This is a genomic window from Burkholderia sp. AU4i, from assembly GCF_000466765.1.
In the GTDB taxonomy this organism is placed as follows: Bacteria; Pseudomonadota; Gammaproteobacteria; order Burkholderiales; family Burkholderiaceae; genus Burkholderia; species Burkholderia cepacia.
This window is the reverse complement of the sequence record NZ_ASSI01000181.1, coordinates 1-23,644: the sequence shown is the minus strand read 5'-3', so window position 1 is coordinate 23,644 and position 23,644 is coordinate 1. Positions and strand designations below refer to the sequence as shown.

General features: G+C 66.3%; 23 protein-coding genes. 12 read left to right on the top strand and 11 right to left on the bottom strand.

Annotation, left to right across the window (positions count from 1 at the left end; genetic code table 11):
- The 4 genes from L810_RS33640 to L810_RS33625 all read left to right on the top strand — a co-directional run.
- Positions 1–502 (top strand): class I SAM-dependent methyltransferase (locus L810_RS33640; protein ID WP_042977238.1); only part of this gene is annotated, 502 nt, incomplete at its 5' end.
- A gap of 48 nt (positions 503–550) precedes the next feature.
- Complete coding sequence (gene dapA / locus L810_RS33635; protein WP_021162674.1) at positions 551–1,456, top strand: 4-hydroxy-tetrahydrodipicolinate synthase; 906 nt, start codon at positions 551–553, stop codon at positions 1,454–1,456.
- A gap of 111 nt (positions 1,457–1,567) precedes the next feature.
- Positions 1,568–2,713 carry an outer membrane protein assembly factor BamC gene (gene bamC / locus L810_RS33630; protein ID WP_021162673.1) on the top strand — a complete coding sequence of 382 codons (1,146 nt, stop codon included), beginning with the start codon at positions 1,568–1,570 and terminating at the stop codon, positions 2,711–2,713.
- A gap of 4 nt (positions 2,714–2,717) precedes the next feature.
- Entirely contained in the window at positions 2,718–3,494 is a 777-nt protein-coding gene (locus L810_RS33625) for an MBL fold metallo-hydrolase (protein WP_027786988.1), read from the top strand.
- A gap of 113 nt (positions 3,495–3,607) precedes the next feature.
- On the opposite strand, the gene L810_RS47695 is transcribed toward L810_RS33625, so the two are convergent.
- The 3 genes from L810_RS47695 to L810_RS33615 are packed head-to-tail and all read right to left on the bottom strand — an operon-like array spanning position 3,608 to position 5,323.
- Positions 3,608–3,871, bottom strand: a complete 264-nt coding sequence (locus L810_RS47695) for a hypothetical protein (protein WP_021162672.1) — start codon at positions 3,869–3,871, stop codon at positions 3,608–3,610.
- Positions 3,801–4,046, bottom strand: a complete 246-nt coding sequence (locus L810_RS49670; RefSeq protein ID WP_075122947.1) for a hypothetical protein — start codon at positions 4,044–4,046, stop codon at positions 3,801–3,803. Before L810_RS49670 ends, L810_RS47695 begins: the two co-directional genes overlap by 71 nt.
- Positions 4,047–4,102: 56 nt before the next feature.
- Positions 4,103–5,323: a cupin domain-containing protein gene (locus tag L810_RS33615; RefSeq protein WP_042977236.1), complete on the bottom strand. Its 1,221-nt coding sequence runs from the start codon at positions 5,321–5,323 to the stop codon at positions 4,103–4,105.
- 32 nt (positions 5,324–5,355) lie between these two features.
- On the opposite strand from L810_RS33615, the gene L810_RS33610 reads away from it, so the two are divergent.
- Positions 5,356–5,904, top strand: coding sequence for an FKBP-type peptidyl-prolyl cis-trans isomerase (locus tag L810_RS33610; RefSeq protein ID WP_042977234.1), 549 nt, complete (start codon positions 5,356–5,358; stop codon positions 5,902–5,904).
- Here L810_RS33610 and L810_RS33605 read toward each other — a convergent pair.
- Both L810_RS33605 and mutS read right to left on the bottom strand, forming a co-directional pair.
- Positions 5,884–7,155, bottom strand: a complete 1,272-nt coding sequence (locus tag L810_RS33605; RefSeq protein ID WP_021162671.1) for a hypothetical protein — start codon at positions 7,153–7,155, stop codon at positions 5,884–5,886. The genes L810_RS33610 and L810_RS33605 overlap by 21 nt on opposite strands.
- A complete protein-coding gene (gene mutS / locus L810_RS33600; RefSeq protein WP_021162670.1) occupies positions 7,136–9,793 on the bottom strand; it encodes a DNA mismatch repair protein MutS in 2,658 nt (885 codons plus the stop codon). The genes L810_RS33605 and mutS overlap by 20 nt, the downstream gene beginning before the upstream one ends.
- A gap of 492 nt (positions 9,794–10,285) precedes the next feature.
- On the opposite strand from mutS, the gene L810_RS33595 reads away from it, so the two are divergent.
- Positions 10,286–10,981, top strand: a complete 696-nt coding sequence (locus tag L810_RS33595) for a methyltransferase family protein (protein ID WP_042977232.1) — start codon at positions 10,286–10,288, stop codon at positions 10,979–10,981.
- Between the two features lie 117 nt (positions 10,982–11,098).
- Here L810_RS33595 and L810_RS33590 read toward each other — a convergent pair whose 3' ends face one another.
- Together L810_RS33590 and L810_RS33585 are read right to left on the bottom strand one after the other, a co-directional pair.
- Positions 11,099–12,721 carry an NAD(P)/FAD-dependent oxidoreductase gene (locus L810_RS33590; RefSeq protein ID WP_042977230.1) on the bottom strand — a complete coding sequence of 541 codons (1,623 nt, stop codon included), beginning with the start codon at positions 12,719–12,721 and terminating at the stop codon, positions 11,099–11,101.
- 326 nt (positions 12,722–13,047) lie between these two features.
- Positions 13,048–13,851, bottom strand: a complete 804-nt coding sequence (locus tag L810_RS33585; RefSeq protein ID WP_021162664.1) for an inositol monophosphatase family protein — start codon at positions 13,849–13,851, stop codon at positions 13,048–13,050.
- 280 nt (positions 13,852–14,131) lie between these two features.
- Here L810_RS33585 and L810_RS33580 point away from each other — a divergent pair, with 280 nt between their 5' ends.
- A complete protein-coding gene (locus L810_RS33580) occupies positions 14,132–14,956 on the top strand; it encodes an RNA methyltransferase (protein ID WP_021162663.1) in 825 nt (274 codons plus the stop codon).
- 307 nt (positions 14,957–15,263) lie between these two features.
- Positions 15,264–16,037 carry a serine O-acetyltransferase gene (cysE, locus tag L810_RS33575; protein WP_021162662.1) on the top strand — a complete coding sequence of 258 codons (774 nt, stop codon included), beginning with the start codon at positions 15,264–15,266 and terminating at the stop codon, positions 16,035–16,037.
- A gap of 58 nt (positions 16,038–16,095) precedes the next feature.
- Here the strand turns inward: cysE and L810_RS33570 are convergent, their stop codons facing one another.
- The 4 genes from L810_RS33570 to L810_RS33555 form a co-directional block, all read right to left on the bottom strand.
- On the bottom strand, positions 16,096–16,896 hold the full coding sequence (locus L810_RS33570; RefSeq protein ID WP_021162661.1) for a UDP-2,3-diacylglucosamine diphosphatase: 801 nt from the start codon (positions 16,894–16,896) through the stop codon (positions 16,096–16,098).
- Positions 16,897–16,923: 27 nt separating this feature from the next.
- Positions 16,924–17,415, bottom strand: a complete 492-nt coding sequence (locus L810_RS33565) for a peptidylprolyl isomerase (protein WP_006751616.1) — start codon at positions 17,413–17,415, stop codon at positions 16,924–16,926.
- A gap of 88 nt (positions 17,416–17,503) precedes the next feature.
- Positions 17,504–18,085 carry a peptidylprolyl isomerase gene (locus tag L810_RS33560; RefSeq protein ID WP_021162660.1) on the bottom strand — a complete coding sequence of 194 codons (582 nt, stop codon included), beginning with the start codon at positions 18,083–18,085 and terminating at the stop codon, positions 17,504–17,506.
- 39 nt (positions 18,086–18,124) lie between these two features.
- Positions 18,125–18,847, bottom strand: coding sequence for a tetratricopeptide repeat protein (locus tag L810_RS33555; protein ID WP_021162659.1), 723 nt, complete (start codon positions 18,845–18,847; stop codon positions 18,125–18,127).
- Positions 18,848–19,080: 233 nt separating this feature from the next.
- Between L810_RS33555 and cysS the strand changes: the two genes are divergently transcribed.
- The 4 genes from cysS to tilS form a co-directional block, all read left to right on the top strand.
- Positions 19,081–20,478 carry a cysteine--tRNA ligase gene (cysS, locus tag L810_RS33550; RefSeq protein ID WP_021162658.1) on the top strand — a complete coding sequence of 466 codons (1,398 nt, stop codon included), beginning with the start codon at positions 19,081–19,083 and terminating at the stop codon, positions 20,476–20,478.
- A 43-nt stretch (positions 20,479–20,521) separates the two neighbouring features.
- Positions 20,522–21,349 (top strand): DNA-3-methyladenine glycosylase family protein, encoded by an 828-nt coding sequence (locus L810_RS33545; protein ID WP_021162657.1) that lies wholly within the window; start codon positions 20,522–20,524, stop codon positions 21,347–21,349.
- 103 nt (positions 21,350–21,452) lie between these two features.
- A complete protein-coding gene (locus L810_RS33540; RefSeq protein WP_006478433.1) occupies positions 21,453–22,424 on the top strand; it encodes an acetyl-CoA carboxylase carboxyltransferase subunit alpha in 972 nt (323 codons plus the stop codon).
- A gap of 46 nt (positions 22,425–22,470) precedes the next feature.
- Positions 22,471–23,644: tRNA lysidine(34) synthetase TilS (gene tilS, locus L810_RS33535; protein WP_042977226.1), on the top strand; the 1,174-nt coding region annotated here is incomplete at its 3' end.

Here is a 23,644-nt window from a genome sequence, read left to right as displayed (position 1 = left end):
GGTGCTGGATGTCGCCGCGGGCGGCGGCCGCCATGCGCGCTGGTTCGCGTCGCGCGGGCATCCGGTCGTCGCACTCGACCGCGACCCGGTCGCGCTGGCCGCGTTGCGCGCGATTCCGGGCGTCGACGCCCGTGACGCCGATCTCGAAGGCGCGCCGTGGCCATTGCCGGCCGGCGACCAGTTTTCGGCGGTGATCGTCACCCATTATCTGCATCGTCCGCTCTGGCCCCATCTGCTCGATGCGGTGGCGCCGGGCGGCGTGCTCATCTACGAAACCTTCGCGCAAGGAAACGAATCGGTCGGTAAACCGTCCAACCCCGCGTTCCTGCTCGCCCCGGGCGAGCTGCTGGACGCCGTGCACGGCCGCCTGCGGGTGGTTGCGTACGAGGACGGGTTCGTTGCCGCGCCGCGCGAGGCGTTCGTCCAGCGTCTCTGCGCAGTGCGCGAGGGCGCGACCCCGAAGGCGGGGGCGGGAATTCCACGTTACGAACTGCCCGGCTAATCCGCTACAATCTCAACGTTTACCGGTACATAATCTCAATCGCGTTTCATGGCTAACGGCACCCAAGACGGCATTCAAATCCGCGGCAGCATCCCCGCGATCGTCACCCCGATGCTCGAAGACGGCAGTCTCGACCTGCCGGCGTTTCGCAAACTGATCGACTGGCATATCGCGGAAGGCACCGATGCGCTCGTCGTGGTCGGTACGAGCGGCGAGTCGGCAACGCTCAACGTCGAAGAGCACATCCTGATGATCCGCACGGCGGTCGAGCATGCGGCGAAACGCATCCCGATCATCGCGGGCGCGGGCGGCAACTCGACCGCCGAGGCGATCGAGCTGACGAAGCACGCGAAAGCCGTCGGCGCGGACGCGACGCTGCAGGTCGTGCCGTACTACAACAAGCCGACGCAGGAAGGCATGTACCGGCACTTCAAGACGATCGCCGAAGCGGTCGACCTGCCGGTGATCCTGTACAACGTGCCGGGCCGCACGGTCGCGGACATGGCGAACGAGACGATGCTGCGCCTCGCGGAAGTCCCGGGCATCATCGGCGTGAAGGAAGCAACCGGCAACATCGATCGCGCCGCGCACCTGATCAAGGCTGCACCGAAGCATTTCGCGATCTATAGCGGCGACGATCCGACGGCTATCGCGCTGATGCTGCTCGGCGGCCACGGCAACATCTCGGTCACGGCGAACGTCGCACCGCGCGCGATGAGCGAACTGTGCCGTGCAGCGCTGGCCGGCGACGTCCAGACGGCCCGCGAACTGCACATGAAGCTGCTGTCGCTGCACAAGAACCTGTTCATCGAGGCGAACCCGATTCCGGTGAAGTGGGCGCTGCAGGCGATGGGCAAGATGCAGGGCGGCATCCGGCTGCCGCTCACGGCGCTCGACGAGCGCTGCCACGATGCCGTGCGTTCGGCCCTCGTCGAGGCCGGCGTCCTCGCCTGATGCCGAGGCGGCCGCGTCCTGCGGCCGCCGGCTCGTACCCTGATCAACCCGCACCGGCCGGCTCCGTCCGGCGCCGCTCCTGACGAGCGTTCTAGCAAGACGAAGGATTTCATGAAACGTTTCGCCTTTTCCTCTCGCGCCATCCAGATGTCGGTGGTGGCGCTGGCGCTGGGCGCGCTCGCCGGCTGCGATACGCTGAACGACTATCTGGCCCCCGACCGGGTCAACTACAAGAACACCGGTTCGGCGCCGCCGCTCGCGGTGCCGAGCGATCTGAAGCCGGTACCGACGACGCAGCAGTTCGTCGCGCCGCCGAGCAACGCCGGCCTCGGCACGCTGCCGCCGCGGGCCACGACCCAGGCCGGCAACGCGACCGACGGCATCCCGAGCGCGCAGGATCCGTTCGGCATGCACATCGAGCGCGACGGCGACCGCCGCTGGCTCGTCGTCGACGGCCGGACGCCCGAGCAGCTGTGGCCGATCCTGAAGGAGTTCTGGCAGGAGAACGGTTTCTCGCTGAAGACCGACGCGCCGTCGACGGGCATCATGGCCACCGACTGGGCCGAAAACCGCGCGAACATTCCCGACGACTGGTTCCGCCGCACGATCGGCAAGGTCATCGATTTCGCGTACTCGTCCGGTACGCGCGACCGCTTCCGTACGCTCGTGAACCGCACGTCGGACGGCAACACCGACATCTCGATCACGCACAGCGCGATGGAAGAAATGATGGTCGGCCCGCAGGGCGGCACGTCGTCGCGCTGGGAGGAGCGTCCGCGCAACCCGGTGCTGGAAGCTGTGTTCCTGTCGAAGTTGATGCAGAAGTTCGGCCTGACCGATGCGCAGGCGAAGCAGCTGCTGACCGATGCACGCCCCGCGACGGCGCCGGCGCAGGTCAGCGACACGAGCAACGGCGCGGCAACGCTGCAGCTGGCCGAGTCGTTCGACCGCGCATGGCTGCGGGTGGGCCTGGCGCTCGACCGGACCAACTTCACGGTCGACAATCGCGACCGCGAGAAGGGCGTGTACACCGTGCGCTATGCGAATTCGATGGAAGAGCTGAAGCGTGACGGCCTGTTCGGCAAGCTGTTCTACGGCGGCCCGGCCGCCGCGAAGCCGGGCAAGGAATTCCTGGTCAACGTACGCGCGCAAGGCAACGGCGGCACGCAGGTCGCAGTGATCGGCGCAAACGGCCAGGTCGACAACTCGTCGGACGCGCAGCGGATCATTTCGCTGCTCCACGCGCAGCTGAACTGAGCGCGTGCGATTCGCCAGCCTCGGAAGCGGCAGCGAAGGCAACGCGCTGGTCGTCGAGGCCTCGAGCGGCACGACGACCACCCGCGTGTTGCTCGACTGCGGCTTTTCCGCCAAGGAGGTCGAGCGTCGGCTCGGCCGTCTGAATCTCTGCATCGGCGATCTCGATGCGATCCTGATTACCCACGAACATAGCGACCACGTCGGCAGTGCGCTGACGCTCGCTCGCCGGGCGTCGCTGCCGCTCTATATGAGCTGGGGTACCGCGCGCGCTGTCGGCGCGGACGAGGCCGATGTCGACCTCCACGTGCTGTGGGGCGACGAGACGGCCGCGATACGCGATCTGGCCGTGATGCCCTATACGGTCCCTCACGACGCGCGCGAGCCGCTCCAGTTCGTCTTTATGGACGGCTGCAGCCGGCTCGGCGTGCTGACGGACGTCGGCATGGCCACGCCGCACATCACGACGGTACTGAGCGGCTGTGACGCGCTGGTGCTCGAATCCAACCACGACACCGCAATGCTGGCCGCGAGCCGCTATCCGCAGTCGCTGAAGGCGCGCATCGGCGGCAACCACGGCCACCTGAGCAACGACGCAGCGGCGGCCATCCTCGCATCGCTTGAGCGCAGCCGCCTTCGGCACCTGGTCGGGGCGCACCTGAGCCAGCAGAACAACCTGCCGGAACTGGTCCGCCAGGCGTTTGGCGGCGTACTGGGGACGAACGGGGAGGACGTGATCGTGGCCACGCAGGACGCGGGCTTCGACTGGCTGGCGCTCGGGTGAGCGGGGCAGGGCCGCTGCGGCGGCCCCGTATGACTGCCGGGCGACAGGCGCGAAAACGGCAGACGTAAAAAAACCGGCCCTCGGGCCGGTTTTTTTTCAGCTGACGCTGAGGCTTACTGGCTTGCGCCCGAAGCCGGAGCAGCCGTCGCTGCCGAAGCAGCCGACGCCACTGCAGCAGCAGCGTCGCTCGCAGCAGCCGTTGCCGACGAAGCAGCAGCCGAAGCGTCGCTCGCAGCACCAGCAACTGCCGAAGCAGCCGACGAAGCAGCAGCAGCCGCGTCGCTTGCAGCCGACGAAGCAGCTTGATCAGCGCTCTTGTTGCAAGCAGCCAGTGCAACAGCAGCCAACAGGGAAGCTACGAGGAGGGATTTCTTCATGATCACGTCCTTTTATGGTTAAAGGTAAGCAACAGCGCGAAACAATACCGGTAATGTGCTCCAACACCGACCTGGGCCGCTGGTGGAGATGCACTTCTAGAGCGTGAATCTTCCCTACGGCTTGGGCGGAAATTATATGCACTTTCCTATCGACCGTCGACAAATGCGGGGTCAATACGTTGTCTTTCCCATACAGAATTTGATCTGTACGGGCATACGGGGCGACTCACACTAATTCCGGTTTCCGACCCGTATCCAGCCCGCACGATACCACTCGTGCAATAAAGCTGTCATTGAGGGAGCCCGGGATAGTGTTACAAACCGTTTCGCCTCCATCTGGCGTTGATTGGCCAGTTCGGGCAGCCATTCGCTGGCCTGCTCGAGCGGTCCTTCCTCGCCATTAATGAAGTACGAGCGCGCGTTATACATCAATGCGGCCCTTCTGTCGAGACACACGCCACGACGTGACGCTTGCGTGACGAACGCGGCCTCGGACAGCGGGCGCGCGGGCGGGTCGAAAACGACGTTCGGTTTGGGCTCGCTCAGGTAGCAGCCGAGAAACTCCGCGACGTCGCGCTTGCGCCAGCGAATCGCGTCGACGATCTCCGCGACGCGCTCCACCATCGCCGGAGGCAGTTGCGCGGGCGTGTCGACGGCCGGCTGCTTCGGGTCGCGGTAGAGGTCGTCGCCGCACCCATCCCGCAGGCCGCCACGCTCCGCGAGATAGTACAGGAACTGGGCGCCCAGTTCGCCTGCGGACGGTGCCCGGAAGCCGATCGAGCAGGTCATGCATTCGCCTTCGGCCACGCCGTCGTGCGCGATGTGCGGCGGCAGGTACAGCATGTCGCCGGGTTCCAGCACCCATTCGTCGCCGGGCTCGAAGTTTTCGAGAATCTTCAGCGGCACGTCCGGCTGCAGTGACAGGTCCTTCTGCGCGCCGACGCGCCAGCGGCGCCGGCCCTCGACCTGCAGCAGGAAGACGTCGTATGAATCGAAATGCGGGCCGACGCCGCCGCCGTCCGTCGCGTACGAGATCATCAGGTCGTCCAGCCGCGCGTCGGGGATGAAGCGGAAGCGGTCGAGCAGCGCGCGCGCCGCGTCGACGTGCAGGTCGAGCCCTTGTACGAGCAGGGTCCAGGCCTTGCGCGTGACGGCCGGCAGCGAGCCCGGTTCGAACGGGCCGTGAGCCAGTTGCCACTTGTTACGAAAATGGGTGATCAGTCGCGATTCCGCGTCATAGTCGGTGGCGAGCTCGAACAGCGCGTCGCGCGAGACCGGCGACGCGACGCCGGGGATCGCCTGGCGGATCAGGAGCGGCTTCTTCTGCCAGTAGCCGCGCATGAATTGCGTCGGCGTAAGACCGCCAAGCAGCGGTGTGGGAAGATCGGAGGGCGGCGCGCCGAACGGGGCGGCAGCGGCATCCCGCGGTTCGGCTTGAGACCGGTTGCGCATCGTATAATGAGACTTGTATTTGGGAGAATTGGATGAAAATCGCAAAAAACACCGTCGTGTCGGTCACTTACAAGCTGTCGGATGCACAGGGCAATCTGATCGAGGAAAGCGACGAGCCGATGGTTTATCTGCACGGCGGCTATGATGGCACGTTCCCCAAGATCGAGGAACAGCTCGACGGCCACGAGCCGGGCTACGAGGCGCAGGTCCAGCTCGAGCCGCAGGACGCGTTCGGCGACTACGATCCCGAACTCGTGAAGATCGAGCCGCGCGATCGTTTTCCCGAGCCGCTCGAAGTGGGCATGCAGTTCGAGGGCACGCCGGAAGACGGCGACGAGGAAGTCGATTCGCTGATCTACACGGTCACCGACGTCGCCGAAGACAAGGTCGTGCTCGACGGCAATCACCCGCTGGCAGGCATGGCGCTGCGTTTCGCGCTGACCGTGAAGGACGTTCGCGAAGCCACCGAAGACGAAATCGAGCATGAGCACGCACATGGCGCGGAAGGGCTCGAGATCGTCGACGAGGACGATGACGAAGACGAAGACGGCGAAGCGCCGTCAGGGCGTACTCTGCACTGAGCTTGCAGGCACGCCGGGCGCCGGCCCCGATGCAGGGGGCGGCGCAGGCCACGACGCGCCGCCCGGGGCGGCGCCGTCACCCTGCAGCGGCGGCGCGACCGACGACGAGTCGGGCAGCGCCGGCAACGCGGGGATTTCCGGCATCTGTGGCAGCGGCACGTCGTCGTGCGGCACGAGCGGCAGCGCGGGCGGCACCGGCAGGTTCTTCGGCACCTCCTGCAGGCTGACGTTGAAGATTGTCTGCCGTGACGGCGACACGCTCACCTTGACCCACTGATTCGCCGGATGGCGCGGTCCGATCGCGACGCGCGTCACGTTTCCTATCAGCTCACCATCGTCGGCACGCAGCGGCCGGTCGATCAGGAAGCCGTTCGCCAGCGGTTCGCCGCTCGCGTGCATCACCAGGATCGGGCCGCGGAACGTCGCCGCCGCCTTCACCAGCGTTCGTTTCAACTCACGGAAGCCGTCGCGTACGCGCGGCCGGTTGAAACGCAGCCATGCGAAGCGTTCCGCGCGTTCATAGCGTTCGAACTGCGGATCGCCTTCGAACATCACCACCATCGCACGCGCCTCGCGCCGCTTCGCGTATTCGGCCGCGTGGTCGATCCAGAAACCGTTCGCGATGATGCGGTCCTCGAATTCGCCATTGCGGCCGCCGGCCGTCAGGTAATGGTTGTTCGGCGCCGGCGCGTTGAGCGCGACGTAGACGATGTCGTCGCGCATCCAGCGGGCATTCTCGCGATACGGCCGGAACCGTGCGACTTCGCTTTCCCGCGTGATCGGCAGCGCGCCGGGGTCGGGCAGTGCCGAATCGGCGAGCAGTGTCTGCCGCAGGAAGTCGAGCCGCTCGACCGGATCGTAGCTACCGCCGGCCACGGTGTTGCACGTTGCCCAGTCGTCGTGACCGGGAATGAATATGAGCGGCACGCGTGCCGCATCCAGGATCGCGCCGCGCTGCGAATACAGTGCATCGCGGCACGCTTCCTTCGAACCCTTGAGATCGCCCGCATACACCACGAACGCGAGATTGCGCTCGCGCGCGATCGCGTCGAGCAGCCGCTGTGCAGCCGGTTCGTCCGCTGGGGTGTTGATCACGCCCGACACGACCGCGAACGAGTAGGGCGCGGTGCTGCGCTTCGGCGGTGCCGCCTGCGCACCGGCCGGCGCGAACGCGATCAACGCCGCGACGAGCGCGGCGGCCGCACGGGCCGGCAGGCCCGGCGAGACGCGCTTACGCGTGTCCGTCTGCATCGTGCGACCGGACCAGCGTGCGCAGTTCGTACAGCAGGTCGAGTGCCTCGCGCGGCTTGAGATCGTCGGGATCGATGTCGCGCAGCTTTTCGAGCGCCGGATGCGGTGTGTCGGGCAGCGCCGGCGCGTCCGCGCATTCGAGATCGTCGGCGGCCACCGGCGGCGCGCTGAACAGGTCGAGCTGCGGCGTGTGCTGCGAAGCCGATTGCTGTTCGAGGTACGCGAGGTGCTTGCGCGCGGCGCGGATCACGGGCGCCGGAACGCCTGCGAGCTGTGCGACCTGCAGGCCGTAGCTCTGGTTGGCCGGCCCTTCGTTGACCGCGTGCAGGAACACGATGCCGTGGCCGTGCTCGACGGCCGACAGGTGGACGTTGGCCGCTTGCGGAAATTCCGCCGGCAGTTGCGTCAGCTCGAAGTAGTGCGTCGCGAACAGCGTGTAGCACGCGTTGTGCGCCAGCAGGTGGCGCGCGATGGCCCACGCGAGCGCGAGGCCGTCGAACGTCGACGTGCCGCGGCCGATCTCGTCCATCAGCACGAGGCTTTGCGGTGTCGCGTCGTTGAGGATCGCCGCGGCTTCGGTCATCTCGACCATGAACGTCGAGCGGCCGCCTGCGAGATCGTCTGCCGCGCCGATGCGCGTGAAGATCCGGTCGATCGGGCCGAAGCATGCCGACCTGGCCGGCACGTAGCTGCCGACGTAAGCCATCAGCGCGATCAACGCGGTCTGCCGCATAAACGTCGACTTGCCGCCCATGTTCGGGCCGGTGATCAGCAGCAGCTTGCGCTCGGTGCCGAACCGGCAGTCGTTCGCGATGAACTGTTCGACCTGCGCCTCGACGACCGGGTGGCGGCCCTGTTCGATTTCGATGCCGATCTCGTCGGTGAAGGTCGGCGCGACCCAGTCGAGCGCACGGGCGCGTTCGGCGAATGCGGCGAGCAGGTCAAGTTCGGCGAGCGCCGATGCGACGCGCTGGCACTCGGGGATGAACGGCAGCAGTGCCTGCAGTACTGCGTCGTACAGCGCGCGCTCGCGCGCCAGGGCGCGTTCCTGCGCGGACAGCGCCTTGTCCTCGAATGTCTTCAGTTCGGGCGTGATGTAGCGCTCGGCATTCTTCAACGTCTGGCGCCGGCGATAGTCGTCGGGCACCTTGTCGGTCTGGCCGCGCGTGACCTCGATGTAGAAGCCGTGCACCTTGTTGTATTCGACGCGCAGGTTCGCGATGCCGGTGCGCGTGCGCTCGCGCGCTTCGAGATCGATCAGGAACTGCCCGCAGTTCTCCGAGATGTCGCGCAGCTCGTCGAGCTCGGCGTCGTAACCGCGCGCGATCACGCCGCCGTCGCGCACCATCGCAGCCGGTTCGGGCGCGATCGCGCTCGTCAGCAGGTCGAGGCATTCGGCGGGCGGTGCGAGTGCCGCGTCGACGCGGGTGAGTGCGTCCGCATTCGCGACGATCGCGCTGATGCGCTCACGCAGCGTCGGGAGGGCGGCGAACGTGTCGCGCAGGCTCGACAAGTCACGCGGGCGCGCGGACAGCAGTGCGAGGCGCCCGGTGATCCGTTCGACGTCGGCGATCTGGCGCAGCGCGCTGCGCAGCGCATCGAGGCTTGCGTTTGGCGGTGCATCGAGCAGCGCGCCGATCGCCTGCTGGCGCGACTGTGCGGCGACCGACGCGCGCGGCGGGTGATGCAGCCAGTGACGCAGCAGGCGGCTGCCCATCGTCGTGCAGCAGGTGTCGAGCAGCGAATACAGCGTCGGCGACTCGGTGCCGCGCAGCGTCTCGGTCAGTTCGAGGTTGCGGCGCGTGGCCGGATCGAGCCCGATGTACTCGGTTTCGTTTTCGACCTTGAGGCTGCGCACGTGCCGCAACTGCTGGCCTTGCGTGGCCGCTGCGTAGAGCAGCAGCGCGCCGGCCGCGCCGCACGCGCTCGTCAGCGAATGTGCACCGAAGCCGTCGAGGCTCGCGACATCGAGCTGGTCGCACAGGCGCTGCGTGCCCGACGCGATGTCGAAATGCCACGCCGGCACGCGCTTGCTTGCGCCTGCGCCTGCCGGCACGGCGTCGGTTGCGCCGTCCGGCGTCAGGATCTCGGCCGGCCGGATGCGTTCGAGCGCGGCAGCGAGCTGCTCGGGTTCGATTTCTGCGAGCCGCAGCGCGCCGCTTGCGAGGTTCAGCCACGCGAGGCCGACATTGACCGCGACGCCACGCTTGTTGTGGCCCGTGCACATCGCGAGCAGGTAGACATCGTTCTTGTCGGACAGCAGTGCTGCATCGGTCAGCGTGCCGGGCGTGACGACGCGCACGACCTTGCGCTCGACGGGGCCCTTCGACGTGGCGGGATCGCCGATCTGTTCGCAGATCGCGACCGATTCGCCCATCTTCACGAGCTTGGCGAGATACTGTTCGACCGCATGATGCGGCACACCGGCCATCTTGATCGGCGTGCCGGCGGATGCGCCGCGTTGCGTGAGGGTCAGGTCGAGCAGGCGTGCGGCCTTTTCCGCGTCTTCGAAGAACAGCTCGTAGAAGTCGCCCATCCGGTAGAAGACAAGCGTGTCGGGATGGTCGGCCTTGATGCGCAGGTACTGCTGCATCATTGGAGTGTGGCCGGCGAAGGCTTCGGGCGACAGCGTGGTCATAGGTCAGGCATGAAGTTGTTGCTTGGGTTGCCCGAGTTTACCAGTCGCTTCCATGTGTACGCGCGAAGTTCGCCGTTTGGCCAGGTGCGGACGATCGCGCGAACCCTTGCGTGCTGACGCCGCCCCGCATATCAGCGTGTGGTTGGACGTCAGGCGGCGTGCGGCGGCTTCGAACCCGGCTGCGTGGCGTCGCCGGTCGGTTTCGAGCATGGCGACCCGATCCGCGGCTCTCATTCGGCCCCTTTTTCGCCTGGAAGACTAGCCACTCGTTACCATCGACCGCAGACGATTTCGTCCGTCCGGGCAACGCTACGAACTGTGAAACGTTTGGCAGGCCGCGTAATCCAGTTACTCGGTCTTTATATTTGCCCACGCTCTCGGGACTTACACCAATCAACCTCGTAAAACTGAAACTTAGACAGGTTTCAATGAATGGAGCGTGCTAGTCTGAAACGGCAATATATAAAAACGCAGTAAGTTCGGGGCACAAACATGAAGCAGGCCATACAGGATGCGGGGGGCGCGTGCGCGCAAAGTACCCTGGTGCCGCACGTTACAACGGTCGCGGAGGAGTCGGAGCGGATCAATCTGATCGAGCTTGGTGCTCGCGTGTCGTCAGTGACCGTGCTGGGCGTATTTGCCTATCTGATTTATATACCGTGGCGATTGGACCCGAGCCGGATTACGCTGGTCCTGCTGCTGGTATCCGCGGTACTGACCGTCGGCATGTCGGCTTTTGCCAAATTGCCGAAACGGCGCGACTGGCATCCCGTTGCAGTGTGCTTGTCCCTGGGCGGTTCGTTCTACTGCCTGACCTATCAGCTGACTGCCAGTACCCAACTGATCCCGGAGTGGGCAGGGGGCGCCTGGCAAATATGCGGGATTGCGTGGCAACTGTTCGCGAAACTGTCGCTCGGGCGCTCGTTCGGCTTGCTGCCGGCGAATCGCGGCGTCGTTTCGACCGGAGCGTACCGGTTCATGCGCCACCCGATCTATGCCGGTTATCTGTTGTCCGAAATCGGTTTCCTGCTCGCAAACTTCAGTACGCGAAACCTGCTCGCGATCGGCATCTGGATGCTGTTGCAGATCGGGCGAATCAGTTTGGAAGAGCGGGTGCTGTCGGAAGACGCCGATTATCGTGCGTACAAGACGAAGGTCCGGTACCGGCTGATTCCCGGTGTGTTTTGACGGGCGTGCCCAAAGCGCGCCGCGGTGGTGCGCCGATGAAACAGATTGGCGCGGCGAACGTGCAAAAGTCGGCGTACTCGGGTCACGGACCTTCGTACGCCGACTCTGTCCTGCGTGTCAGGACGCGTGTCCCGACGTCAGGCTGAGGGCCACCGCCTGCGCAACTTCGATGCCGTCGATCGCCGCCGAATAAATGCCGCCCGCATACCCGGCGCCTTCGCCGGCCGGATACAGGCCTTCGACGTTCATGCTCTGGTAATCGTCCTTGCGTCGAATCCGGATCGGTGACGACGTGCGCGTCTCCACACCGGTGAGCACGGCATCGTGCATCGCAAAGCCGGCGATCTTCTTGTCGATCTGGGGCAGGGCTTCACGGATCGCTTCGATCACATAGTCCGGCAGCGCGGTGCTGAGATCGGTCGGGTTCACGCCGGGCTTGTACGACGGCTCCACGGAGCCCAGCGACGTCGACGGCCGGCCAGCGATGAAATCGCCGACCAGTTGACCCGGCGCGCGGTAATCGCCGCCGCCGAGTTCGAACGCACGCTCTTCCCATTTGCGCTGGAACGCGATGCCCGCCAGCGGGCCGCCGGGATAATCGTCCGGCGTGATGCCGACGACGATGCCCGCATTCGCGTTGCGCTCGGCTCGCGAATACTGGCTCATGCCGTTGGTGACCACGCGGCCCGGCTCGGAGGTCGCCGCGACCACGGTGCCGCCAGGGCACATGCAGAAGCTATAGACGGCGCGGCCGTTGCTGCAATGGTGGACCACCTTGTAGTCGGCCGCGCCGAGCTGCTTGTGGCCCGCGAACTTGCCGAAGCGGCTGCGATCGATCAGCCCCTGCGGATGCTCGATGCGAAAACCCAGCGAGAACGGCTTGGCTTCGATGTAGACGCCGCGATCGTGCAGCATCTGGAAGGTGTCGCGCGCGCTGTGGCCCACGGCCAGCACCACGTGGTCGCACCGCAGCGTTTCTCCGTTCGAGAGCTTCAGCGAGCGTACCTTGCCCTGATCGATCTCGATGTCGTCGACCCGCGTTTCGAAACGCACTTCACCACCCAGTTCGTGGATGGACGCACGCATTTTTTCCACCATGCTGACGAGGCGGAACGTGCCGATATGCGGCCGGCTCAGATACAGGATGTCTTCCGGTGCGCCTGCCTTGACGAATTCGTCCAGCACCTTGCGGCCATAGTGGTTGGGATCCTTGATCTGGCTGTACAGCTTGCCGTCGGAAAACGTGCCGGCCCCGCCTTCGCCGAACTGCACGTTGGATTCGGGGTTGAGCACGCTCTTGCGCCACAGGCCGAAGGTGTCCTTGGTGCGCTCGCGCACGGCCTTGCCGCGCTCGAGGATGATGGGACGGAAACCCATCTGCGCGAGGATCAGCCCAGCGAACAGGCCGCACGGCCCCATGCCGATCACGACCGGGCGCAGGAAATTGCCGTGCTCGGGCGCCTTCGTGACGAAGTGGTACGCCATGTCGGGCGTCACGCCGCAATGCGGTTTCCCGGCGAGGCGCTTGATCGCGGCGGCTTCGTCCGCGACTTCGACGTCGACGATATACGTGAGCTTGATGTCGGCGCGCTTGCGCGCATCGTGCGCACGACGGAACACGGTGTAACGGAGGAGCTCGTCCGCGGCCACGCCAAGCTCCGCGAGGCGCGCGCGAATCGCGGCCTCGAGCGCGCTTTCGGGGTGGTCGAGGGGGAGTTTAATTTCGCTTAGCCGTAACATGGGGACTCGGATGCGATTGCCACGGCGTCGTGGCGGTGTTGATACGGTCGGGGGCCGGCAGGCCGGCGGGGTCGCCCGCCGCGCGGGCGTGCCGCATGCAAACCCGCACGCAAGCCATTTATTGTCATTGCGGGAACGGCGGTGTGGGCGGCAGTACGCTGACCGGCCCCGACAAACTCAAGCAACTTCAGGATAGGCGCACGAAGCGACCCTTGTGCGGGAAGATGTTCCCGCCTCCCGGCAACCGGGAGGCGAACGGTGCGCCGTCGTGACGATGCCCGCGAGCGGTGTGCGCGAAAGCCGCGCCGCGCGGGCGCGGCCGGGGCTTACTCCGCAGCCGGATGCACGCGCGTGTAACGGTTCAGGATCGGGATCATCTGCGCGTAGATCTTCGGGTTCGCCGCGACGATTTCATGGCGATGCAGGAAATCGGCGTCGCCGGTGTAGTTGCCGACGAGGCCGCCGGCCTCGGTGATCAGCAGGCTGCCCGCTGCCATGTCCCACACGTTGATGCCTTGCTCGAAGAACGCGTCGAGGCGGCCGGCCGCGACGTTCGCGAGATCGAGTGCTGCTGCGCCCGGACGACGCAGGCCGGTACAGGCTTGCGTCATTTCGGTGAAGAGGCGTGCGTATGCATCGAGGCCGTCCTTTTCGCGGAACGGGAAGCCCGTGCCGACCAGTGCGTCCGACAGGCGGTCGCGGCGGCCGACGCGGATGCGGCGGTCGTTCAGGTACGCGCCGCGGCCGCGCGTGGCCGTGAACAGGTCGTTCTTGTTCGGGTCGTAGACGACAGCCTGCGTGACGACGCCCTTGTGCTCGAGCGCAATCGACACGCAGTAGTACGGGAAGCCGTGGATGAAGTTGGTCGTGCCGTCGAGCGGATCGATGATCCACTTGAATTCGGATTCGTTCTCCGATTCGCCCGATTCCTCGGCGAGGATCGCGTGGTCGGGATAGGCGGTCTTCAGCGTCTCGATGATCGCGTCTTCGGCGGCCTTGTCCACTTCGGTGACGAAGTCGTTCTGCTGCTTCTTGCGGATCTCGATCAGGTCGAGATCGAGGGACGCGCGGTTGATGATCTGTCCGGCGCGGCGCGCAGCCTTGACAGCAATGTTGAGCATGGGATGCATGAGCCTGGATCCTGTAGCCGGCGGCACGGGCCGCCACGAAGTGGAACAACCGCCCGGCACGGCGCAAGCGTGGCAGGCGAGGTGAGACGCGAATTGACAAAGAACGGGGTACGACCCGCGCCGCACGGAGCGCGACGCGTAAAGGCATGATTTTACCCGATTTTTGGCGGTTTCAGGCGACCGGGATACGGGGAAACCCCCACTATCCGTCCGGACGAGTGGGTTTGCCGCGGCGATGGCGATACCATACTGCCATTCTGATGAACCGAGTCGTATCGTAGTGGAAACCCCGCAGATCACCGCCGCGCCGTCCGAGCCGGGCGCGGCCTCGTCCCGGCCGCCGTCCGGCGGCTTCACGTCCACCCGTTTCGTGCTCGTCGAGCCGAGCCATCCCGGCAACGTCGGGGCGGCCGCCCGCGCGCTGAAGACGATGGGTTTCTCGCGTCTGGTGCTGGTCGCGCCGCGTGTGCCGCACGTGCAGAGCGATCCCGAGGCAATCGCGATGGCCAGCGGCGCGGACGACGTCCTCGCCTCCGCGCATGTCGTGCCGACGCTTGGCGACGCGCTGTCCGGCGTGCACTGGTCGATCGCATTGACGGCGCGTACGCGCGAATACGGGCCGCCGCGTCTCGCGCCGCGCGCGGCCGCCACGCAGGCGTGCGCACAGGTCGGTACGGGCGACATCGCGCTCGTGTTCGGCAACGAGCGCACGGGCCTCGCGAACGAGCACGTCGAGCAGTGCAGCGCGCTCGCGCACATCCCGGCGAACCCGGCCTACAGTTCGCTGAATCTCGCACAGGCCGTGCAGGTGCTCGCGTACGAGTTGCGCGTCGCGTTTCTCGAGCAGGCGAGCGAGCCATCCGCGCAAGCGCCGGCCGAAGCCGGCACGCTCGCGCAGAGCGATGAGATCGAGCGGATGTACGTGCACCTCGAGAACGCGTTGATCGCACTCGATTTCCTCGATCCGCGCAACCCGAAGAAGCTGATGCCGCGGCTGCGGCGCCTGTTCGCGCGCACGGGCCTCGAGCGTGAGGAGGTCAATATCCTGCGCGGTATCGCGAAGCACATCCTGCTGAAATCGGGCAAACCGGGCGGCGACGCGTAAGCGGCCGGTGCGCAGTGCAGGGGCCGCTGGACGGCTCGGCGCGCGGGGCCGTTTCCCTGTCGGGCAGGTGCTGCGTCGGCCGCCGGAAGCGCCCGGCCGAATCGTCCGGCCTGTTCGGCCATCCCGCAAACTCAACGCCAGCAAGCGTTCCGGCCGAATACCCGCGCCGTCGGCGGGGTGAACGCGCGGGCTCGTGCGGCCGTGCGCGACTCGCCCTACAATCGCCGAACGTCATAACTAAATTACCCGGCGCGATAACGGCCGGTCATTGCCGGCGATGCGCGCCGGCCTTTTCCCAGACCCCATCATGTTCACGAGACTGCGCGAAGACGTTGCAACGATTCGCGAGCGGGATCCCGCCGCTCGCAGTGCATGGGAAGTGCTGACCTGTTATCCGGGGCTGCATGCGCTCGTACTGCATCGCTTCGCGCACGCATGCTGGCGCGCGAAGCGCTACTGGCTCGCGCGTTTCGCGTCACAGGCCGGCCGGTTCCTGACCGGCATTGAAATCCATCCGGGCGCGACGATCGGCCGGCGCGTGTTCATCGACCACGGCATGGGTGTCGTGATCGGCGAGACGGCGATCATCGGCGACGACTGCACGATCTATCAGGGCGTGACGCTGGGCGGCACGTCGCTCACGCGCGGCGCGAAGCGCCACCCGACGCTCGAGGCCGGCGTGATCGTCGGCGCGGGTGCGAAGGTGCTCGGCGGTTTCACGGTCGGTGCGGGCGCGAAGATCGGTTCGAACGCAGTCGTCGTGAAGCCGGTGCCGGCAGGCGGCACGGCAGTCGGCAATCCGGCGCGCATCGTGATGCCGGCGCAGCCGAAGCCGCAGCCCGAACGCGCGGCGTTCTCCGCGTACGGGATCACGCCGAATGCCGACGATCCGATGTCGCTCGCCATTCACGGGCTGATCGATCACGCTGCGAAGGAAAGCCGCCGTGTCGACGAGATTGTCGCGGCGCTCGAGCGGCTCGGCACGCATCTGGAAACGCTGCAGGGCGCCGACGCAGCGCGCCTCGACCTGCGCCGGCTGTCGGCGGTGCTGGAAGGCAAGACGGTCGAGCGCCAGGCGTAATGTGATCGATGCGGGTCGCTGCCGGTCGCAACAGGTCGGTTCGGCCGCGGCCGCCGCGTCAGTCGAGCGGCATCGCGTGGATACCTTCCGCGTCGACACGCAGGTAACCGCCGCGCGGCTTGCCGTGGTCGAGATCCCAGTCGGGCAATACCCAGCGAATGCCGCCCGGCTCGCTGTGGCGCGCGGGGCGGTGCGTGTGGCCGTGAATGATCACGCTCGCGCGGCTTTTCCGGAACAGGGCGGCTACCCCTTCACGCGTGACATCGTAAATCGCCGAAGCAGGGCGGATCCGGCCCGCTTCGCTGTTTGAACGCATGCGCTGCGCGAGCGCGCGGCGCCAGCGGAACGGCCACGCGAGAAACAGCCATTGCGCGACGCGGTTGCGTGCGAAGCGGCGGAACAGCTGGTAGCCGCGATCGGCCGTGCATTGCGCGTCGCCGTGCGCGAGCACGATGCGCTGGCCGAACGCCATGATCAGCGACGGGTCGGGCAGCAGCATCGCACCGGCTGCCTTCATGAAGCGACGGCCGAGCAGGAAATCGCGGTTGCCGTGCATCACGTAGAGCGCAATTCCGCGTTCCGAGAACGTGTGCATCAGCGCGGCCATGCGGGCCGCGAACGGATCGTCGTCGAGGATGTCGTCGCCGATCCAGTATTCGAACAGATCACCGAGGATGAACACCGAGTCGGCGCTGTCGGCGGTGTATTTCACGAAATGCTCGAACGCGGCGACCGTCTTCGGAATCGCTTCGCTCAGGTGCAGATCGGAGAGAAACAGGAACGGGCGTGCGGCTTGCGCGTATTCGCGCTCGCCCGGCACGCCCGCGGAGACGCTTCGTGGCGGACTCTCCTGCAACATCGAAGTGCCTCCGTTACGTGCTGTGCGTCAGACCACGACGGCCTTTTCGATCACGACGTCGTCGGCCGGCACGTCCTGATGGAAACCGGCGTTGCCCGTCTTGACGCCCTTGATCTTGTCGACCACGTCCTGGCCTTCGACAACCTTGCCGAACACGGCGTAGCCCCAGCCTTGCGGCGTCGGCGACGAGTGGTTCAGGAAGTCGTTGTCGTTCACGTTGATGAAGAACTGGGCGGTCGCCGAGTGCGGATCGTTCGTGCGCGCCATCGCGATCGTGTAGTTGTCGTTCTTCAGGCCGTTGTTCGCTTCGTTGTCGATCGGCGCATCGGTCGGCTTCTGCTTCAGGCCCGGCTCGAAGCCGCCGCCCTGGATCATGAAGCCGTTGATCACGCGATGGAACACGGTGCCGTCGTAGTGGCCCTTCTTCACGTAGTTCAGGAAGTTTTCGACCGTCTTCGGTGCCTTCGCGGCGTCGAGCTCGAGCTTGATCACGCCGTGGTTCGTATGCAGTTCAACCATGATGAATTCCTTCGGTGAGGCGGTTTAAATGGCACGCGGCCGGTCGTGCGACGCGGCCGCGTGAGGCGCCGGACGTGCCGGCAGGTTCTTACTTCGAGACGACGCTCGCCGATTCGATCACGATCGGTTGTGCGGGCACGTCCTGCATCGGGCCGCGCGAGGTCGTCGCGACGCCTTCGATCTTCTTCACGACGTCGAGACCCGACACGACCTTGCCGAACACCGCATAACCGTTGCCGTCCGGGTTCGGGTAGTCGAGGCCGCTGTTGTCGACCGTGTTGATGAAGAACTGCGCGGTGGCCGAGTTCGGATCGCTCGTGCGCGCCATCGCGATCGTGCCCGTCAGGTTCTTCAGACCATTGCGGCTTTCCAGCGGGATCGGCGCGCGGGTCGGCTTCTCCTCGAAGTTGGTCTTGTAGCCGCCGCCCTGGATCATGAAGCCCTTGATCACGCGATGGAAGATCGTGCCGTTGTACTGGCCGGCCTTCACGTAATCGAGGAAGTTGGCGACCGATTTCGGCGCCTTCTCCGGGTAGAGCTCGACGCGGATGTCGCCCTGCGAGGTCTTCAGCTGCACGACGGGGTGCGCGGTAGCCGATTGCGCGAACGCAGGTGCGGTCGCGGTCGCGAGAAGGGCGGCGCCGCCAAGCGCCAGCAACAGACGTTTCATTGCGATCCTCAGGTTGGGAGGGAAAGAAGGCCGCGCCGCTTATTGCGACGGCGCGACGTACGGCGCCGCCAGTGCGCCCGACGGACCGCTGAACTGGAACGTCGGCGACATCGGCAGCGTGGTGGTGCTCACGTTCGCGGCGGCGCGGTCGGAGTAGTCGCGCGTGCTCGGTGAGGCCGCGCGGGCGTTCGGCGCGGCCTTCGGCGGCGACACGATCTTCTGGAGATCGGCGAGGCGCTGCGCGGTCGCGCCGCTCGTGCGGCCGAGCGATTGCGCGCGCTTGTACGACTCGGCCGCGAGGCGCAGGTAAAGATCGCCGAGGTTTTCGTATGCGAGCGAGTAGCTCGGGTTCGCTTGCGTTGCCGTGACGAGCGCGGTGCGCGCTTCGTCGTATCGGCCATGCTTCGCGTAAAGCGCAGCAAGGTTGTTGTACGGCTCGGGCAGTTCGGGGTACGCCTGCGTGATCGCGACGAACTGCTGGATCGCGTCGTCGTCGCGGTTGAGGCGGGCCAGCACGGTGCCGCGCTTGAACTGTGCCTGCAGGTCGTGCGGGTTCGAAGCGATGCGCGCGTCGAGCTGCGCGAGCGCCTGCTTCCACTGCTTGCCGGCGATCGACGCGTCGATTTCGGGCGTGCCGTCGGCGGTGGCCGGGGCCTTCTGCGCATGCGCCGCCGGGGCCGCGAAAAGCGTCAGCGCGACGCCCATGACGGTGGTCGCAACGAGGGTCGCAGCGCTCTGCGCGCGGCCGCGATGAGGTTTCATAGGCGTAAATCGGAATGTTATACTCCGAGCCATTCTAACAAAACGTCTGCGCGTTCCGGCGAGCGGCAGACAGTCTTTCTTAGCCTCTCGTGGCCGTCACCGCTGTGCTTGCAGCCTGACCGCCCCGTGTGATACGAGGACGCTCGGCCCGGTGCCGCAGCAGATGGTCCGTCCGTTTCACACGCTGGGCGAGCTTCGCCAGGGCGGTTTCCTTCGGCTCACGGTTCATCTCTATGGAATCACTGCGCATCTACAACACGCTCGCGCGTGACAAGCAAGTTTTCGTGCCGCGCCAGCCCGGCGAGGTGCGGATGTACGTATGCGGAATCACCGTATACGACTATTGTCACGTGGGCCACGCGCGCATGCTGGTCGTGTTCGACCTCGTCCAGCGCTGGTTGCGTGCGATCGGTTACCGGGTCACGTATGTGCGCAACATCACCGACATCGACGACAAGATCATCCGCCGCGCGGTCGAGAACGGCGAGACGATCAAGTCGCTGACCGACCGGTTCATCGGCGCGATGCACGACGACGAAAGCGCGCTCGGCATCCAGCGGCCCGACATCGAGCCGCGTGCGACGGCGTTCATTCCGCAGATGCTCGGCATGATCGAGACGCTCGAGACGAACGGTTACGCGTATCAGGCGACCGACGGCGACGTCAATTACTCGGTGCGCAAGTTCGCGAACTACGGAAAGCTGTCGGGCAAGTCGCTCGACGATCTCCGCGCGGGCGAGCGCGTCGCCGCGAACGACGCGAAGGAAGATCCGCTCGACTTCGTGCTGTGGAAGCGGGCGAAGCCGGAAGATCCGGAAGGCGCGTCGTGGGCGTCGAAGTACGGGATGGGCCGCCCGGGCTGGCACATCGAGTGCTCGGCGATGGGCTGCACGCTGCTCGGCGAGCATTTCGACATCCATGGCGGCGGGCAGGACCTGCAATTCCCGCACCACGAGAACGAGATCGCGCAGAGCGAAGGCGCGACCGGCCAGACGTTCGTCAATTACTGGATGCACAACGGCTTCGTGCAGGTCGACAACGAGAAGATGTCGAAATCGCTCGGCAACTTCTTCACGATCCGCGAAGTGCTCGAGCGCTATGACGCGGAAGTCATGCGTTTCTTCATCGTGCGCACGCACTACCGTTCGCCTCTCAATTACAGCGACGTGCATCTCGACGATGCGCGCGCGTCGCTCACGCGCCTCTACACCGCGCTGAAGGACGTCGATGCCGACACGCTCGCGCTCGACTGGAACGAGCCGCACGCGCAGCGTTTCGCGGCTGCGATGAACGACGACTTCAACACGCCGGTCGCGGTGGCGACGTTGTTCGAGCTGGCGGGCGAGGTGAATCGCACGCGCGACGCATCGCTCGCGCGGCAACTGAAACAGCTGGCGGGGCTGCTCGGCCTGCTGGGCCGCGAACCGCGCGCGTTCCTGCAGCAGGCGTCGGGTGCCGCGCAGGCGGGCGGGCTCGCCGCCGACGAGATCGAAGCGAAGATCGCCGCGCGCGTCGCGGCGAAGCAAGCGAAGGACTATGCCGAAGCGGACCGGATCCGGGCGGAACTGCTCGAGACCGGTATCGCACTTGAAGACAAACCGGGCGGATCGACCGAATGGCGTCGCGTATGAGCGCGGTGCGTTCCACTGACCGATCCGTCAGGTAGGAGGCAAGATGGCAACGGCCAGAAAAGCGCCGGTCAGGCGCGCGACCCCGGTCGCCGCGCGTCCGGCAGCCAAGCGCGTGCCGCCAGTGAAGACGGACGCAACGCGCGCCGTGCCGAACGGCGCGCTCAACGGTCATGCGCAGCCTGCGGCCGCGCAGCCGGCCGCCGACGCGGCCCGCAAGGCCCGTGCGTCCGAAGCGGACGGCGAGGAGGTCGTCGTGCGTCCTGCTTACTGGGACAAGGCATGCGCTGACCTCGTCAAGCGCGACCGGATCATGAAGAAACTGATTCCGAAGTTCGGTCCCGCGCATCTCGTGAAGCGCGGCGACCCGTTCGTCACGCTTGCGCGCTCGGTCGTCGGCCAGCAGATTTCGGTGCCGTCGGCGCAGTCGCTGTGGGCGCGCATCGGGGACGCCTGTCCGAAACTCGCGCCGCAACCGGTGATCCGGCTCGGCGCGGACAAGCTGATCGCGTGCGGGCTGTCGAAGCGCAAGACGGAATACATCCTCGATCTCGCGCAGCATTTCGTGTCGGGCGCGCTGCACGTCGACAAATGGACGTCGATGGACGACGAGGACGTGATCGCGGAACTCACGCAGATCCGCGGCATCAGCCGCTGGACGGCCGAGATGTTCCTGATCTTCAACCTGTCGCGGCCGGATGTCCTGCCGCTCGACGACCCGGGCCTGATCCGCGCGATCAGTGTCAATTACTTCAGCGGGGAACCCGTCACGCGCAGCGAGGCGCGTGAAGTCGCGGCCAACTGGGAACCGTGGCGCACCGTCGCGACCTGGTACATGTGGCGCAGCCTCGATGCGCCCGACGCCGACGCCTGAGCGGCGGCTATCGGGTTTTAAACATCAATAGTTGAGAGCCGGTTTTGAGCGTCGCCCGCGCGGGTAGAATACGCGCTGCCGCAAGACCCAAGGATTCGAACACATGAAGACCACGTTTCTGGATTTCGAACAGCCGATCGCCGAACTCGAGGCCAAGATCGAAGAGCTGCGATTCGTGCAGGACGACTCGGCTGTCGACATTTCGGAAGAAATCGAGCGGCTGTCGAAGAAAAGCCAGCAACTGACGAAAGACCTCTACGCGAACCTGTCGCCGTGGCAGGTTTCGCAGATCGCGCGGCATCCGCAGCGCCCGTACACACTCGATTACGTTGCGGAACTGTTTACCGATTTTCACGAGCTGCACGGCGACCGCGCATTCGCGGACGACCTGTCGATCGTCGGCGGTCTCGCGCGCTTCGGCGGCCATCCGTGCATGGTGATCGGTCACCAGAAGGGCCGTGACACGAAGGAACGCGCCGCGCGCAACTTCGGGATGCCGCGTCCGGAAGGCTATCGCAAGGCCGAGCGCCTGATGCGTCTCGCCGAGAAGTTCGGGCTGCCGATCTTCACGTTCGTCGACACGCCGGGCGCGTACCCGGGCATCGGCGCGGAAGAGCGCGGCCAGTCGGAGGCGATCGGCCGCAACCTGTACGTGATGGCCGAGCTGAAGACGCCGATCATCACGACCGTGATCGGCGAGGGCGGTTCGGGCGGCGCGCTCGCGATCGCCGTGGCCGACACCGTGATGATGCTGCAGTTCTCGACCTACTCGGTGATCTCGCCGGAAGGCTGCGCGTCGATCCTGTGGAAGAGCGCAGCGAAGGCGCCGGAAGCCGCGGAAGCGCTCGGCCTGACCGCGCACCGCCTGAAGGCGCTCGGCCTGATCGACAAGATCATCAACGAGCCGCTCGGCGGCGCGCATCGCGATCCGAAGGGCATGGCTGCGCTGCTGCGCCGAGCGCTCGCCGATTCGCTGCGCCAGTTCCAGGGCATGAGCATCGATGCGCTGCGCGAGCGCCGCTTCGAGCGCCTGATGGCCTACGGCAAGTTCAAGGAAACCACGCCGGGCGCATGACCGCCCGCGTGTTCACTACGCGCGCCGCTGCGCGCGCGTTCCTCTCGTGATCCCACCGACCGAATTCTCCGCCGACCGCGTCGTCCTCGACGCGGTCGGCGTTGCGCTTTCCGGCATGCCGCCCGATGCGCGCATCGCGATCGCGTACAGCGGCGGCCTCGACTCGACGGTGTTGCTCGATGCGGCCGTGCGCGTCGCGGGCGCGTCGCGCTGCGTCGCGCTGCACGTGCATCACGGGCTGAGTGCGAACGCCGACGCCTGGGTTGCGCATGCCGAGGCGAGCGCGGCCGGGCTCGGCGTCGCGTTCGAATCGATGTGCGTTGACGTGCCGCGCGACAGCGGCCTCGGTGTCGAGGCGACGGCGCGCGAGCGGCGCTATGCGGCGCTCGACGAGATGTGCGAACGCCACGGCGCGGCCGCGCTGTGGCTCGCGCAGCATGCGGACGACCAGGCCGAGACCGTGTTGCTGCAGTTGTTGCGCGGCGCGGGGATCGCGGGGCTTGCCGCGATGGCGCCGCGTTACCGCCCCGACGGCGTGAGCGTCGAGCGCGTGCGCCCGCTGCTGCGATTGCTGCGCGCGCAACTCGAGCGTTATGCGGCGCAGCGCGCGCTCGAATGGATCGACGACGAATCGAACAACGACACGCGTTACGCGCGCAATGCGCTGCGCATCGACGTGCTGCCGGCGCTGGCCGTGCATTTTCCGGGCTTTCGCGACGCGCTGGGCCGCGCGGCCCAGCATGCGGCGGCCGCCCAGCGGTTGCTCGACGATCTGGCTGAACTCGACTTCGCCGTTGCCGCGCGCGATGACGGGCAGGCGCTGTCACGCGATGCACTGGTTGCGTTCGACGATACGCGTGGCGCGAACCTGCTGCGCTTCTGGATGCGCCGGCTCGGTTTGCCGGGCGCGTCGGCCGCCCGGCTCGCCAACATGATGCGGCAGTTGCGTGCCGCACACGATGCCCATGCATTGCGCGTCGATCACGCGGGGCAATGCTTGCGGCTTTATCGCGATGTCGTCTACTGGGAAGCGGGCGACAGCAGCGAGCCGGCCGACGACGGCACCGGCACGCCCCATCCGGACGCATCGCTCGCGTGGGACGGGCAGGAGGTCTGGCACCTGTCGGGGTGGCGCGGCACGTTCGTGTTCGCGCCGGCCGACGCGGCAAGCCCCGATGCGGTGCCGGAGGCGCTGCTGCGCGGCGCGCGGCTCGTGGCGC